The sequence below is a fragment of the Acinetobacter sp. LUNF3 genome (genome assembly GCF_022699605.1).
Classification (GTDB): Bacteria; Pseudomonadota; Gammaproteobacteria; order Pseudomonadales; family Moraxellaceae; genus Acinetobacter; species Acinetobacter johnsonii.
Map to the genome: position 1 here is coordinate 800,260 of NZ_CP093968.1, position 13,826 is coordinate 814,085.

At 37.5% G+C, this 13,826-nt stretch carries 14 protein-coding genes; 12 read left to right on the forward strand and 2 right to left on the reverse strand.

Annotated elements, in window-relative coordinates:
* Nucleotides 1–7: 7 nt before the first annotated feature.
* Both MN200_RS03820 and MN200_RS03825 read left to right on the forward strand, forming a co-directional pair.
* Nucleotides 8–889, forward strand: coding sequence for a hydrolase or metal-binding protein (locus MN200_RS03820; protein WP_242760087.1), 882 nt, complete (start codon nucleotides 8–10; stop codon nucleotides 887–889).
* Nucleotides 890–963: 74 nt separating this feature from the next.
* Nucleotides 964–1,194: an AlpA family phage regulatory protein gene (locus MN200_RS03825; protein WP_004694829.1), complete on the forward strand. Its 231-nt coding sequence runs from the start codon at nucleotides 964–966 to the stop codon at nucleotides 1,192–1,194.
* Nucleotides 1,195–1,221: 27 nt separating this feature from the next.
* Here the strand turns inward: MN200_RS03825 and MN200_RS03830 are convergent, their stop codons facing one another.
* Together MN200_RS03830 and MN200_RS03835 are read right to left on the reverse strand one after the other, a co-directional pair.
* Nucleotides 1,222–1,818: a putative adenosine monophosphate-protein transferase Fic gene (locus MN200_RS03830; protein ID WP_242760088.1), complete on the reverse strand. Its 597-nt coding sequence runs from the start codon at nucleotides 1,816–1,818 to the stop codon at nucleotides 1,222–1,224.
* Between the two features lie 12 nt (nucleotides 1,819–1,830).
* Nucleotides 1,831–1,992: a YhfG family protein gene (locus MN200_RS03835; RefSeq protein ID WP_242760089.1), complete on the reverse strand. Its 162-nt coding sequence runs from the start codon at nucleotides 1,990–1,992 to the stop codon at nucleotides 1,831–1,833.
* Nucleotides 1,993–2,195: 203 nt separating this feature from the next.
* On the opposite strand from MN200_RS03835, the gene MN200_RS03840 reads away from it, so the two are divergent.
* The 10 genes from MN200_RS03840 (at nucleotide 2,196) to MN200_RS03885 (ending at nucleotide 13,800) form a co-directional block, all read left to right on the forward strand.
* Nucleotides 2,196–3,764: a type I restriction-modification system subunit M gene (locus MN200_RS03840; protein ID WP_242760090.1), complete on the forward strand. Its 1,569-nt coding sequence runs from the start codon at nucleotides 2,196–2,198 to the stop codon at nucleotides 3,762–3,764.
* The gene (locus tag MN200_RS03845; RefSeq protein ID WP_242760092.1) at nucleotides 3,764–5,029 is read left to right on the forward strand and encodes a restriction endonuclease subunit S; all 1,266 of its coding nucleotides are present in this window, start codon (nucleotides 3,764–3,766) and stop codon (nucleotides 5,027–5,029) included. Before MN200_RS03840 ends, MN200_RS03845 begins: the two co-directional genes overlap by 1 nt.
* A gap of 73 nt (nucleotides 5,030–5,102) precedes the next feature.
* The gene (locus MN200_RS03850; RefSeq protein WP_242760093.1) at nucleotides 5,103–5,561 is read left to right on the forward strand and encodes a hypothetical protein; all 459 of its coding nucleotides are present in this window, start codon (nucleotides 5,103–5,105) and stop codon (nucleotides 5,559–5,561) included.
* Nucleotides 5,562–5,643: 82 nt separating this feature from the next.
* Entirely contained in the window at nucleotides 5,644–6,471 is an 828-nt protein-coding gene (locus tag MN200_RS03855; RefSeq protein WP_242760094.1) for an HNH endonuclease, read from the forward strand.
* Between the two features lie 39 nt (nucleotides 6,472–6,510).
* A complete protein-coding gene (locus MN200_RS03860) occupies nucleotides 6,511–9,387 on the forward strand; it encodes a type I restriction endonuclease subunit R (protein WP_242760095.1) in 2,877 nt (958 codons plus the stop codon).
* Nucleotides 9,388–9,613: 226 nt separating this feature from the next.
* A complete protein-coding gene (locus tag MN200_RS03865) occupies nucleotides 9,614–9,793 on the forward strand; it encodes a hypothetical protein (RefSeq protein WP_114392432.1) in 180 nt (59 codons plus the stop codon).
* A gap of 109 nt (nucleotides 9,794–9,902) precedes the next feature.
* Nucleotides 9,903–10,805: a WYL domain-containing protein gene (locus tag MN200_RS03870; protein ID WP_242760096.1), complete on the forward strand. Its 903-nt coding sequence runs from the start codon at nucleotides 9,903–9,905 to the stop codon at nucleotides 10,803–10,805.
* 58 nt (nucleotides 10,806–10,863) lie between these two features.
* A complete protein-coding gene (locus tag MN200_RS03875) occupies nucleotides 10,864–11,868 on the forward strand; it encodes a hypothetical protein (RefSeq protein ID WP_114392428.1) in 1,005 nt (334 codons plus the stop codon).
* Between the two features lie 11 nt (nucleotides 11,869–11,879).
* On the forward strand, nucleotides 11,880–12,194 hold the full coding sequence (locus MN200_RS03880) for a hypothetical protein (protein ID WP_114392426.1): 315 nt from the start codon (nucleotides 11,880–11,882) through the stop codon (nucleotides 12,192–12,194).
* A gap of 28 nt (nucleotides 12,195–12,222) precedes the next feature.
* Nucleotides 12,223–13,800: a hypothetical protein gene (locus MN200_RS03885; RefSeq protein WP_114392424.1), complete on the forward strand. Its 1,578-nt coding sequence runs from the start codon at nucleotides 12,223–12,225 to the stop codon at nucleotides 13,798–13,800.
* The last annotated feature ends 26 nt before the right edge of the window (nucleotides 13,801–13,826 follow it).

The window sequence follows — 13,826 nt, forward strand, 5'->3', positions numbered from 1 at the left end:
TATCCCCATGATTAAAGGTTTAGTGATTACACCGCCGGTACTCGGACGAATCAGTATCGGAAAAATTGTAGAAAAGAACGGCAAGCGCCTCCCTGAAAAGGATGACCAATTCACCATCACCAGCCAAATCCAGAACAAGGAGGGTTGGGTGAAACATCCTTTAGATGAGCAACTTCGAGTCAAAGCCCCTAGTCAAAAACTCAGAACCATTCCAGTACGGATGATCTTTAATGATCCCGAACTGAACTTACGTGCGGAATACAGTTTATTTGATCGGCAGACGGGGCGACCTGTTTGCATGGGCAATGGTGAAACCTGTCAACGCTTAACCAATCAAGGCGTAGAGCAACATCCATGTCCATCCCCAGATTTATGTGCCTTGGCACAAGGGGGCTTATGCAAGCCCTATGGTCGTCTGTATGTGAATTTGGATGAATCGGATGAGTTTGGCAGCTTTGTTTTTAGGACCACGGGCTTTAACAGTATCCGAACTTTGGCGGCACGGCTCAGTTATTACCACGCAGCATCGAACGGCTTGCTGTCATGCCTGCCGTTACAATTGACCCTTCGAGGCAAATCCACGACACAAAGCTATCGTACCCCTGTGTACTACGTGGACTTAACCCTACGTGAGGGGATTCACTTACAAGAGGCGATTCAAATGGCTAAGGAGATAGATCAGAAAAGTAAGTTGGCTGGATTCAATCAGAATGCTTTAGATCATATGGCTTTACAGGGTTATGGGAATTCGCAGTTTGAGGTGGATAGTGAGGATGGCATGAATGTCGTTGAGGAGTTTTATCAAGGAGAGGATGGCCAGTCAACAGATGAGAACAGAGTGTTTAATATCCAGCAGGGATTGCAAGGATCAGTCACGGCGTTGAATTGAACTGGGTAAAACCTTACAGGAATCCCGTATCTCATGAGCGAGTTGCTCGTCACCATGAGATAGGAGTACATATCATGAATGCATTTGTTGGCCAAACTTTTCAAATAAATCAGCTGATCAATATACATCAAGTAGTAGAAATAGTAGGTGTAGCACGTTCGACAGTTTATGCAATGATGGATGAATATTCACCGTATTATGATCCAACTTTTCCAAAGAAAGTAAAGATCACCCAAAACCGTATTGGCTGGTCAGCTTTTGAGATCCATCAATGGATTGAAAGTAAGTTGGCGAGTCGTGAATAATTGGGGAGCTACTGCTCCCTTATTTTTTCATTCAGGAATGACGATACATTCCTTGAAAATTTGAACTAATCCGTCTAAGTGTCCATAGAACCCTTCAACATTAGCTTGAATCCAACGTTCCTGAGATTCTATTTGAGACCAATCAACACCATAACCACAATAGGCGAGAAGATGTTCAAAGAAAATGCGCTGAGTGCGTCCATTACCTTCGCGGAAGGGATGAATGACATTAAGTTCACAATAAAAATTGGCAAGCTGCATAATAAGCTTTTGCTTTTCAATATGTTGAAAATAGTTTTGAGATTGAAGTTGTTTAAAAAGCTTATTAGCTTCAACTTCAATACGACTAAAAGTACAAAAGCGTGTATCACCTTTTGAAATATCAACTTGCCTAAGTTCACCAGCCCATTCATAAAGGTCTGAAAATAAGGAGTAGTGTATGTTTTTTAGGTATTGGAGATCGTAAGGTGGTTCAGTATATTCAATGTGTAAACTGGCATATTCAGATAGCTCTAATTCGGCCTGCTCCAAAATTTTTTCATCTTGGATATGTAATTTGTTTTTGAGAATACTAGAATTTGGATAACAGTAAAGACTGTCTCCCATTTCACCATATTTATCCATCAAATCACCAAATTATGATTCTGAAAGCTTTTTATACTTTTGTAGGATTTGGTCTTTGTTTAAAGTTGGAGTGGTTGCTGAAGGAGAAAGACCTTCAAGTTTTAGGCTAGCCCGATAATTCTGTAAGCGTGTTGCTTGAATATATTTTTTTTTCTGTTCAATTGTATTAAGCACGTTGAGGCTCCTTAAGTCCAAAAATTTTAATCAGTATATCAGATTTGACTTATATCAAATGGCGGCAGTCAAAAAATAAAAATGTTGTTGTGGTTAAATTTAATTGCGACAGTTTATGTCTTTATCCAACCAATTTTGCTGAAAAAACTTTAATTTTCGGTAAACTAGTCATGTTTTATTCATTTCATCGGACTCCTATAACAATGACCCACGTACAACTGCAACAATTACAAAAACAACTTTGGAATATTGCCAATACTTTGCGTGGCACCATGGGCGCCGATGAATTCCGTGATTACATTTTGGGTTTTATTTTCTTTAAATATTTATCAGAAAAGTCGGTGAAATTTGCCAATGAATTGCTCGATGGCGAAGACCTCAGCTTTTTAGAATTAGATGAAAATAATACTGAGCATGTGCCCTACATCGAAGAAATTAAAAAGAATGCCATTGCCGAAGTGGGTTATGCGCTTACACCAAAACAGCTATTCCATACCTTAGCCGAGCGTGGCCGTCAGGGCGAATTCATTTTGGATGATTTAACTGCAACTTTAAAATCAATTGAACAAAGCACTTTAGGCACCGACTCTGCCGATGACTTTGCCAACCTGTTTGAAGATTTGGATCTAAACTCGACCAAGCTTGGCAATAATGCCAGTGACCGTAATGCACTGGTGGCGAAAGTCCTGAGTCATTTAGATGATATTGATTTTGATATTTCCAATACCGAAGCCGATGTACTGGGCGATGCTTACGAGTACCTGATTGGTGAGTTTGCCTCAGGCGCGGGCAAAAAAGCAGGGGAATTCTATACCCCACAAACCGTATCGACTTTATTGGCGAAAATCGTCACGCAGGGCAAAGACCGTTTACGTTCGGTCTATGACCCGACTTGTGGTTCAGGTTCGTTATTGCTACGGGTCAAGCGTGAAGTGAGCGATGTCGATATGATCTACGGTCAGGAAATGAATCGTACTACTTATAACTTGGCACGTATGAACATGATTTTGCATGATGTGCATTTTGCCAAGTTCGACATCAAGCAGGAAAATACTTTAACCCGTCCGCAGCATTTAGATAAAAAGTTTGATGCGGTGGTAGCGAATCCGCCATTTTCTGCAAAATGGTCTGCCGATCCGTTATTTTTGCAGGATGAGCGTTTCTCTCGTTATGGCAAACTTGCACCAAGTTCTAAAGCCGATATGGCATTTGTTCAGCACATGCTGTATCAACTGGATGACAATGGCACAATGGCAGTGGTGCTTCCACACGGCGTATTGTTCCGTGGTTCGAGTGAGGGCGTGATTCGTCAGTATTTGATTGAGCAGATGAACGTGGTGGATGCGATTATTGGTTTACCTGCCAATATTTTCTATGGCACGTCTATTCCGACCTGTATTTTGGTGTTGAAGAAAAACCGTGAGCAGAGCGGCAATATTCTGTTTATTGATGCCAGCAATGAGTTTGAAAAGCAGAAGAACCAAAACAAGTTATTGCCTGAGCATTTGGATAAGATTGTTGCGGCATTTGAAAAGCGTGAAAATATTGAAAAGTATGCGCATGTGGCGACTTTGCAAGAAGTCAAAGACAACGACTACAACCTGAACATTCCACGTTATGTAGATACCTTTGAGGCGGAAGCCGAGATTGATTTAGATGCGATTGCAAAACAGCTTCAAGCTTTGGAAGTTGAGAGCCAAAAGACTGATGCCATCATTGCAGATTTTTGCAAAGAGCTAGGTATTGTTTCACCATTTTCGGAGGTGAAGTAATGGCTACGCCAAAATTAAGGTTTAAAGAGTTTAATGATAATTGGCTAAAAGTTGATATTCAGTCTCTTGTTGATGAAAAAAATATTGATAAGCCAATGGATGGCAATCATGGAGAAATTCACCCGACTTCAGCAGATTATGTTGAAGATGGTATCCCATTTGTCATGGCAACAGATGTCATAGATGGCAAGGTGTATTTAGATAAATCTAAAAAGATTAAAAAGTCACAGGCTGATGGTTTAAGAAAAGGTTTTTCTTTAGAGGGTGATATCTTACTTACTCATAAAGCAACGATTGGTAATGTTGCAAAAGTACCTGAATTAAAAACACCTTATATTATGCTTACTCCTCAAGTTACTTATTATCGTGTTTTAAACAAGGATAAATTAAACCAAGATTTTATTAAAAGCACTTTTGAAGCACCAGTTTTTCAAAATGCATTACTAGCTTTGTGTACAGGAGCAACAAGGCTTTATATAGGTATCTCAGAACAGCGTAAATTACCGTTCTCCTATCCATCTAAAAAAGAACAAACCAAAATCGCCTCTTTTCTTTCCGCAGTCGATGAAAAGATTAGCCAACTCACGCAAAAACATGCGCTACTCAGCCAATATAAACAAGGCATGATGCAAAAGTTGTTTAGCCAGCAGATTCGTTTTAAAGCGGATGATGGTAGTGAGTTTGGGGAGTGGGAGGATAAGATACTAAAAGACTTATTTCCTAAAATTAGAAATGGATTTGTTGGTGTTGCTACTCCTTATTATGTGAATTATGGGGTTAAGTATTTACAAGGTAAAAATATTAAGAATGGTAAAATTGATGCCACAGGATTGATATTTATCAATCAGGAATTTCATCAGAAAAAGACAAACTCCATTCTAAAGACAAATGATATTTTGATGGTACAAAGTGGACATGTAGGTGAATGTGCTGTTGTTACAGAAGATTATGACAATGCTAACTGCCATGCTCTTTTAGTTCTATCTCCAAAGTCTTCAAAGTTAATAAACTCTAAATTTGTTGTTTATTATTTTTATTCAGAGATCGGAAAGAAAAAAATTGCCTTAATAAAAACAGGTAATACGATTGAGCATATTTTAGCGTCAGATATTAAAGAGGTAGCTTTATTATTTCCTTGCCTAGCAGAACAAACCAAAATCGCCAATTTCTTATCTGCAATTGACCAAAAAATTGAAGTGGTGGCACAGCAAATTGAACAAGCGAAAACTTGGAAAAAAGGCTTGTTGCAGCAGATGTTTGTTTAATATTTTCATATCAGCAAAGTGAAAAGTCACTTTGCTTTTTTAATATTTTATAAAACTTAAAATAGGATCAATCATGAAAAAATTTATACTTGTTGCTTTAATGACATTGCCAATCTTGGCACAGGCTCAAACCTTTAAATATCAAAAAGATATTTCTGGTTTTAAGCACTACAAAGGAAAAGTGACCTTAACAGGAACTTACTCACGTAATTTAGACCCTGAATATTTAGAATACATGGGCGATGGGATTTGCTTTGAACCAGATCAAAAATCATCTGCACATATTCCTCGCCCAAAAGGTGATGAACGAATCGCATGGTTCTGCTTTAGCAATTTTGAACAAGCCAAAAAAACATTTAAATTGCCAGATACCATTAAAAAAGACTATTGCAAGTATGAGGGTAAGGCAACCATTACCATTAAAGATTACAACTTGTTTGTTGTAGAAACAGAAGGATCAGACTTAACCCAGCTTGTTTCAGCAAAAAATATTACACCTGCGAAAGCAGTCAAATGTGAAACTCAGTATTAAAGCTGTTTCGTTAAAAAATTTGTACAAGCCAAAGACTTAAAAAAGGCTTGTTGCGGTAGATGTTTGTGTAAGGGGAATTGTTATGGCGAATTGGTTAGTTACTGTTAATTACGATGAATTTGATTTAGAAAAAGCCTTTGATGCTTTACCCACAATTTATTGGAAAAACTCAGCCACGACTGAGGGCAAAGGACTCCAGCTCAATGACATTGTTCATGTCTATGTGACTCAGCCTATATCTAAAGTCATGTATCAATTCAAAGTGATTGGGCAAGCAGATAAGTCAGAATATCCTCTCGCTCAAAAAGCATTCTGGAAAGATAGAACCCAACTGGATAGTATTAAGGGCTATGCTGTTTTTGAAAAATTAAAAAAAGTCGATAAAGCCTCTTTATCCTTTGATTATTTTGTCCAGAACAACTTAATCCCTGAAGCTCCAATTCAAGGTCGCCGTACAGATCGGGACAAAGCTCCGAATGATCCAATCCGCATTTTTTTAGCACATATTTTGAATGAGTTTAATAACGAGTCTATTGCTACAGATTACCCAGATGAAGCTGACACTGAAAATAAAAGCTTTCCTGAAGGTGCAAAGCAAACTGTTCAAGTGAATCGCTATGAACGTAATCCTGTAGCACGTGCCAAATGTTTAGAAATTCATGGAACGCGCTGTGAAATTTGTAAGATGAGTTTTGCAGAAACTTATGGCATTTTCGCTAAAGATTTTATTCATGTGCATCACATAACGCCATTACATCAAATTTCAGAGAGTTATGAGGTCAATCCTGAAACGGATTTAATTCCTGTTTGCCCAAATTGTCATGCAATGCTGCATCGACAGGAAAATGGTATTCCCATGACAGTGGATCGGTTGAAATTGTTATATGAAGTATCAAGAAATTCAAAATAGAACAAAGTATAAAATTTAGTTTAGAAAATAGAGGATGAAATGACAGTACAAAGCGAATATCAACTTGAAAATGAACTGATTGCACAACTGCAAGGACTGGGTTATGCAACCGTTACCATCAAGGATGAACGCCAACTACTGTCTAATCTCAAAACACAAATTGAACGTGCCAACGGACTTGCGCCACTGTCAGAAACCGAATGGAAGCAGGTGATTAGCTTTCTTAATACAGGCACGGTATTTGAACGGGCTAAAAACTTACGTGACCAGTTTCCTGTCAAATTTGATGATGGTTCAAGCAAGCACATCTTCTTTTTATCAGATGACCCAAGCAAAAACGTATATCAGGTCACCAATCAAATCACTATCGACCACCGCGACTATAATGGCAGAACCAGCCGTTTCGATGTCACGCTCTTGGTCAATGGTTTGCCTTTGGTACAGATCGAGCTAAAAAAACGCGGCATGGAAATTGCCGAAGCCTTTAATCAGACTCAACGCTATATCCGTGAAGCGTATTGGGCAGGGCAAGGGCTGTTTGGTTTTATCCAACTCTTTATCATCAGTAATGGTGCCAATACCCGCTATTACTCAAATGGCACCACAGGCATCGAGTTTGCTTTTCCTTGGGCTGATGTCAGCAACAAACACATCAATGAAATTGTCGATTTTACCGATGCTTTTCTCAATCATGTACACCTCACGCAAATGCTGACTCAATACATGGTGATGCTGGAAACCAGTAAAAGTTTGATGGTGTTACGGCCTTACCAAATTTATGCTGTGCAAAAGATTATTGCGCATGTACAGAACTCACAGCAAAATGGCTACATCTGGCACACCACAGGTTCAGGTAAAACGCTGACGTCGTTTAAAGCCAGTCAACTCATCATGAAAATGCCTGATGTGGAAAAGGTGTTATTTGTGGTGGATCGAAATGACCTCGATACCCAAACATCACGTGAGTTTAATGCCTTTAAAGCCGAAAGTGTGGACAGTACTGACAGCACACATACTTTGGTGAAACAGCTCGATCAACGCCATGACAAGCTGATTGTCACTACCATCCAGAAGCTGAATCGCGCTATTAGCAATGACCGTTATGCGGAATCCATCAATTACCTGAAAGACAAAAAAGTGGTGTTTATTTTTGATGAATGTCACCGTAGTCAATTTGGTGATACCCATCAAAACATTAAAAAGTTCTTTAGTAATGCACAAATGTTTGGCTTTACAGGCACCCCAATCTTTGAGGAAAACAGCCAATCCAAAGCAGGATTAAAACTGACAACTGATTACCTGTTCAATCAGTGCTTACATCAATATGTGATTGTCGATGCGATTCGGGATCGGAACGTATTGCAGTTCCAAATTGATTACCGTGGCAAATATACCGCCAAAGGGATGCAGAACAATCTCGACTATGACGATGATGTTGAGGGTATTGATACTCAAGAGCTATATGACAATCCGCAACGACTGGAAATGATCGCACGTTATATCGTTGAGACACATGACACCAAAACCAAGAACCGTGAATTCACGGCGATGTTCTGTGTGAGTTCAGTTGATACCTTGACCCAATACTACGATTTATTTGAAAAAGTCCAAGCGGAAAAGCAACAGCAAGATGAAGCCCAAGGCCGACTGTTTAAACCTTTGACCATTGCGACGATTTTCTCTTACGGTGCTAATGAAGCAGTCGATACTGTAGATCAGAATGGACTAATACAGGAAGAATCTACAGACACCCCAACTCAAATTAATCAGTCTAACCGTGACAAGCTCGATCGCTATATTGCCAATTACAATGCCCAATTTGGTACCAACTATAATTCGGGCGATAGTTTCTATGCTTACTATCGTGACATTGCTGATCGGGTGAAGAAAAAGCAGATTGATATTCTGCTAGTGGTGAATATGTTCCTGACGGGGTTTGATTCAAAGCCCCTCAATACGCTATATGTGGACAAGAACCTAAAATACCATGGTTTAATTCAGGCATTCTCACGTACCAATCGTGTTTATAACGATAAAAAACCGTTTGGTAATATCATCAGTTTCCGCAATCTGAAACGTGCCACGGATGAAGCATTAGCACTGTTTTCCAATAAAGAAGCCAGAAAGACCGTATTGGTACCGAGCTTTGAGGAAATTAAGCAAGATTATGCCAATGCAGTGGAAAAGCTATTCAGTATCACTGCTGATTATCAGGCTGTAGATGATCTTGTCACAGAAGATCAGCAACTCGAATTCATCAAAGCGTTTCGTGAAGTCATGCGTTACAACGCACAGTTGCAAACTTTTGTGGAATACGATCAAGACCAGACTGTATTAGACAAGCAGCATTTTGCTAATTTCGCTTCGAAATATGCAGACCTGTGTCGTGATATTCGTAAGACCACTAAGAAAGAAAAAGTCTCAGTGCTAGATGATGTCGATTTTCAGTTAGATCTATTGCACAGTGACCGTATCAATGTAGGTTATATCCTGACACTGTTACAGATGGCGGTGAATGCTGAAACAGATGAGCAGCGTAAGAAGTATGAAGCTCAAGTACATGATCTGATTGGTAGCGATGTTAGCTTGCATGATAAGCAAGATTTGATTCAAAAGTTCATTGAAGAAAACATCCCAAAAATGATTAATGGGCAAAGTGTACAAACGGCGTTTGCTCAGTTCTGGGATGTACAAAAAGAACAGGCTTACCAGCATTTCTGTGAGCAAGAAAATCTAAAACCTGAAGCGATGAAGCAGGTCTTGGATAATTATGAGTTTAATCAACGCTTGCCACGTAAAGAAGAAATGAAGGAATTACCTAACTTTAAGGTGAAGTTGTTTGAGCGAGATAATGTCTTGACCAATTTGTTGGCGAAAACGAGACAGTTGATTGAGAAGTTCTATGTCGGGTTTTAATTGAGGTAATAATTGGGTCAAAGCAATTATAAAAATTAAATTTATTAATGAGTAAGGTGGCAGTTCATCTGCCACCATCTCAGCAAAAAAATCAAATAAGAAAAGTAGATATTCAAGAAATTAAACAATTTTTAAGCTTTATGACATCTCCTGTCATTTTCATATCTTATTTTCATCTTTCAATTGATTAGTTACCGCAGTCAAGCAAAATTAAAAGGAAGCTCACATGAAAATATGCCCTAATCCATTTACTATTAAGCAAAAGATGAAAGCATTGAAGCGTATTTTTAGAGCGTTAATACTTGGGAAGATAAAGTGGGATGAATTAAAGAAGTTTTATTCAGCAATGTTACACCTAGAACGTTATTTAGAAAAACTAAATAATATGGTAATTAAATTTGAATAATTTTTTTTATGTGATTTGGTGTGATTTTTTGTATTATTAATGTGTTATATTTCAAGCATATCAAAACTTTAAAAGTTTGGTATATGTTTTAAATAATTAGAGAAAATTTATGCAACGTGATGATTCTATTCATGAGCGTTTAGCTGACCGACTAGCAAATATTTTAACAAAGTTAAATATGGGGTATCAGTTAAGTATAAAAGAACTGGCATTTGAGTTTGGGGTAAGTACACGTACTATTTCGAGAGATTTTGATCGCCTTAACACTTATTTGCCTTTGTTACAGGATAATGAAAATAAAAAATTTTACCTAGATTCAAATTATTTGGGAAAAATTGCTCCAAAGGATATCCGTAATTTTGCACAGCTCTCAGGAATTAGTCATTTGTATCCCTCATTGGATATGTCTTTTCTGCGTGAGCTTTTAGATAGTCGAGCACATCAGATTTATAGTGCTAAGGGTTACTCTTTTGAAGATGCTAGTCAGTTTAAAGAACTATTCAAAGTTCTTGGAAAAGCAATTCAAGAGCAGCGACAAATTGGTTTTATATATAAAGGAGAACCTCGACTGGTTCAACCTTATCGCTTGATTCATCATCATGGTAGCTGGTATTTGGCAGCAGTTAGAAAAGATCAATTACGTACTTATCGCATTTCACATATTCAACTTATGCACGCTACGCATGAATATCCTCAATTTATTCCAGATCAAGATATTGTAAAAGTTGTGGAAGATGATGACAGCATCTGGTTCGGACAGGATAAACAGGAAATCATTTTATCTATTGATAGTCAGGTTGCTTTTTATTTTAAACAGAGATCAATACTACCTGAGCAACAAATTGTAAGAGAGTTGGGGGATGGTGGGTTGTTGGTTTCTTCTAAAATTAATCATGATATGCAGCTGTTGCCTCTAATCCGGTTTTGGATTCCACATCTTAAAATTGTAAATCCAGGAAGATTACAAAATGAGATGGAAAAGGGATTGAAGGAATACATAAGCTCTAATTGATTTTAAAACATATAGATTTAAAAAATGTGTAAAGAACTTTAATAAGAGGAATATATAAATGGTATTACCACTTGTACCATTATTAATCGGGGTTGGAGCAGCAGCAGCAGGAGCTTATGGTGTTAAAAAAGGATCGGATGCTAAAGCTGGATTTGATACAGCTAAAAGAATTTTTCGTCAGGCTGAAAATAAATTAGATGAAGCTGATGAAACTCTTGAAGAAATGAGAGTAAAAACTAACGAGCGCTTAACTATTTTGGGAGCAACACGTATTGCCGTGGTTGAGCAATGCTATATCCCTTTTAAGAAAGCTTTAGAGGGAATTAAAAATATTGAAATTAGTCAAATACCTGAATTACAAGGTGTTGATGTAGAAAGTAGGTTATTAGAGTTAGATAGACTATCTGTTTCATTACCTGAAATAGTATCCGGAGTAGGTACAGCAGGAGCAAGTGGGGCATTAATAGCTTTAGCTGCCTATGGCGGTACACAAATGTTGGCTGCTGCTTCAACTGGAACAGCGATTAGTACACTTAGTGGTGCAGCCGCAACAAATGCCACATTAGCGTGGTTAGGTGGTGGAAGTTTGGCTGCTGGTGGTTTTGGGATGGCAGGAGGGATGGCTGTTTTAGGGGGAGTTGTTGCTGGTCCAATTTTAGCGGTTGGAGGTGCAATGTTAGCTGCAAGTGCCGAAACAGCTGTGGATGATGCAAAAAGAAATTTAGCTAAAGCACATGCAATTTACAATGAAAAAATGATTGCAGCCAAAACAACACGTGCTATTGGCAATGCTGCTCATGCGATTGCAGGTTTAATTGAGCAATTGAGTGAATTTGCAGATGAGTTAATCGCAGAGATAGAAAAAATACGTAAACACAAAGATGATTATCAAACATTTACTCAAGCAGAAAAAGCTATATTGGCAAATGCGTTTTTGTGTATGGGAGGAATTTCTGCATTAGTTAAAGCTCCATTAATTAAAGAAAATGGTGCTTTAGATGTAGCAATTCGTGATGTCCGTGATCAATCTAAAGATTTGGTTGATCGTTTAAATAGTATTTAAGGAGAAATAACATGACCCAAGAAGCATCGGCTGAATTACTAGAAATTGAAAATAAAATTTCTAAAGTTCAAGAGCGTATTGAAAGAATTGAGGATTTAATTAGTGAAAAGTGGGATGTCTCTGGAAACATGACGAAAGGGATTTTTGAGTCTGATGAAAAATTCTATAAACGTTTTGATCAGGCAGAAGAGGTTGCCCGTAACTTTGAACGAGCTAAAACTCCAGAGTTAAATACATATCGTCAAGAATTAAAACAACTAGAAGGGAAAAAACAACAATTGAACGAGCGACTTTTTGCAGGTCTAGATGAGTCAGATGACTTCTAACTTCTGATCATATTTAAAAGGAATGGTTATGACATATCTTGATGAGGTATTGCACATCTTTGTAGATGATATCTCAACAAAGCTTAATATTGATTTATCTTGGACATTAGAGCAACGCAGTGAAAAGTTGTTAGATGCTTCTATGCAATATAGAGATGAGCTACAAAGCTTATTAACCACCAAATCAGGTAGTCATAATCAAAATCCAAATAGACAGGGAAACCTATTTGAGGTTCGAGATGTGTTTATTAATAATTTAAATCAAGCTATTTCTAAAACTTACAAAAGATATGTAACAGCCGACTATCTTTATAATTTAAAAAAGCAAGGTGTAAAGCTTTCAGACTCGATTCTGAGCGCAGCAAATTATAATGATAATGTGACAGATGTTGTAGCATTTGCTAAAGGTAAAATACTAGATGGTGAAAAGGCACAATATAAATCTATAAAAAGCTTCACTCATTTAGCAGCAGAGAGATATTTAGAAAACAATGACAAATTGGTTGTACCTTTAGAAGATTTTGAAAAAGCTAAAGAATATTGGTTGGATCGTGCAGAATTGGGCGATGTAATTGCTCAAGCGGTATTAGAAAAGCTAGTAGCAGGACAAATTTCTAGACGTTCAGTTTCTTTACAGGGAACTTGGATTGAGAGTGTGATTATAACTTTTTCTGATGAAGAAAAAGCTAAAGAGAATTTACAGAACTTAGCAGATTATTTTTTGATTGCTGAATCAGAACTTCATGAGAAGGGGTATTTCGTTACTCATGAAGTGATTCAACACACTGACATTAGTATAAAACAAGCGATTACCTATATGGTTGGGCGTTGTGTCGCTGAAATTCGCCAAGCATGGAAAGATCAGAATATAGATTTTTCTGCGCGACTTCAAAATGTGATCAATGACACTAAGCAAAAATTTAAAGAAATATTTGAAGAAGGCTTTTTGAAAAACCTATCAAAATCTGCAATTGATTATGTTGTTGGATTAATTGTAGGCTTTTATAAAAATATCTACCAAGCGATTCAGAAAGGGGGTAAGTATTTCAAAGTTGTTTGCGATGAAATATGGTTGTTTATTACAGGTGAGAATAAATCCTTATTCCAAACAATTTTGAATATTTCTAAAGCAATCGCTGCTTTAGCAGTAACTACTTTTATTGTGGGGTTATATCAATATTTAATTAGCATTGGTATTCCAGAAGTATTTTCTGTTGTGATTACTTCATTTGTTTCAGCTTTAGTAACTGTAACAATTTTCCGTTTAATTGAAAAAGCTGCACAGATTACGGGTTCTGTATTTTACACACGAGATGTTGCTCGAATCCGTCGTCAGGAAGTTGAACGGATTTGTGAAGAAGTATTGCCGCTTATTGAAGAAAAAGTTGCTCAGCTAGATAGTTTAATTGAGCAGGAAGATAAAGAACGGAAAGAAATTTTTAATAAGTCTTTTGTTCAGATCAAAGCATCTTTGAATTCTGTGGAAATAAATAAAATCGTTATCGCTTATCAAGAGTTATACCAATATTTGGGACATGAATTGCCATTTAAAAATGAAAATGAATTTGATGACTTTATGATGGGTAATAAGATTTTTGAACTTTAACTTAAAAGTAAATGAGGGGGTAGGTT

Coding starts and splice junctions, on each gene's coding strand:
- MN200_RS03820 (WP_242760087.1), top strand. CDS start 8: ATGATTAAAGGTTTAGTGATTACACCGCCGGTACTCGGACGAATCAGT.
- MN200_RS03825 (WP_004694829.1), top strand. CDS start 964: ATGAATGCATTTGTTGGCCAAACTTTTCAAATAAATCAGCTGATCAAT.
- MN200_RS03830 (WP_242760088.1), bottom strand. CDS start 1,818: ATGGATAAATATGGTGAAATGGGAGACAGTCTTTACTGTTATCCAAAT.
- MN200_RS03840 (WP_242760090.1), top strand. CDS start 2,196: ATGACCCACGTACAACTGCAACAATTACAAAAACAACTTTGGAATATT.
- MN200_RS03845 (WP_242760092.1), top strand. CDS start 3,764: ATGGCTACGCCAAAATTAAGGTTTAAAGAGTTTAATGATAATTGGCTA.
- MN200_RS03850 (WP_242760093.1), top strand. CDS start 5,103: ATGAAAAAATTTATACTTGTTGCTTTAATGACATTGCCAATCTTGGCA.
- MN200_RS03855 (WP_242760094.1), top strand. CDS start 5,644: ATGGCGAATTGGTTAGTTACTGTTAATTACGATGAATTTGATTTAGAA.
- MN200_RS03860 (WP_242760095.1), top strand. CDS start 6,511: ATGACAGTACAAAGCGAATATCAACTTGAAAATGAACTGATTGCACAA.
- MN200_RS03865 (WP_114392432.1), top strand. CDS start 9,614: ATGAAAATATGCCCTAATCCATTTACTATTAAGCAAAAGATGAAAGCA.
- MN200_RS03870 (WP_242760096.1), top strand. CDS start 9,903: ATGCAACGTGATGATTCTATTCATGAGCGTTTAGCTGACCGACTAGCA.
- MN200_RS03875 (WP_114392428.1), top strand. CDS start 10,864: ATGGTATTACCACTTGTACCATTATTAATCGGGGTTGGAGCAGCAGCA.
- MN200_RS03880 (WP_114392426.1), top strand. CDS start 11,880: ATGACCCAAGAAGCATCGGCTGAATTACTAGAAATTGAAAATAAAATT.
- MN200_RS03885 (WP_114392424.1), top strand. CDS start 12,223: ATGACATATCTTGATGAGGTATTGCACATCTTTGTAGATGATATCTCA.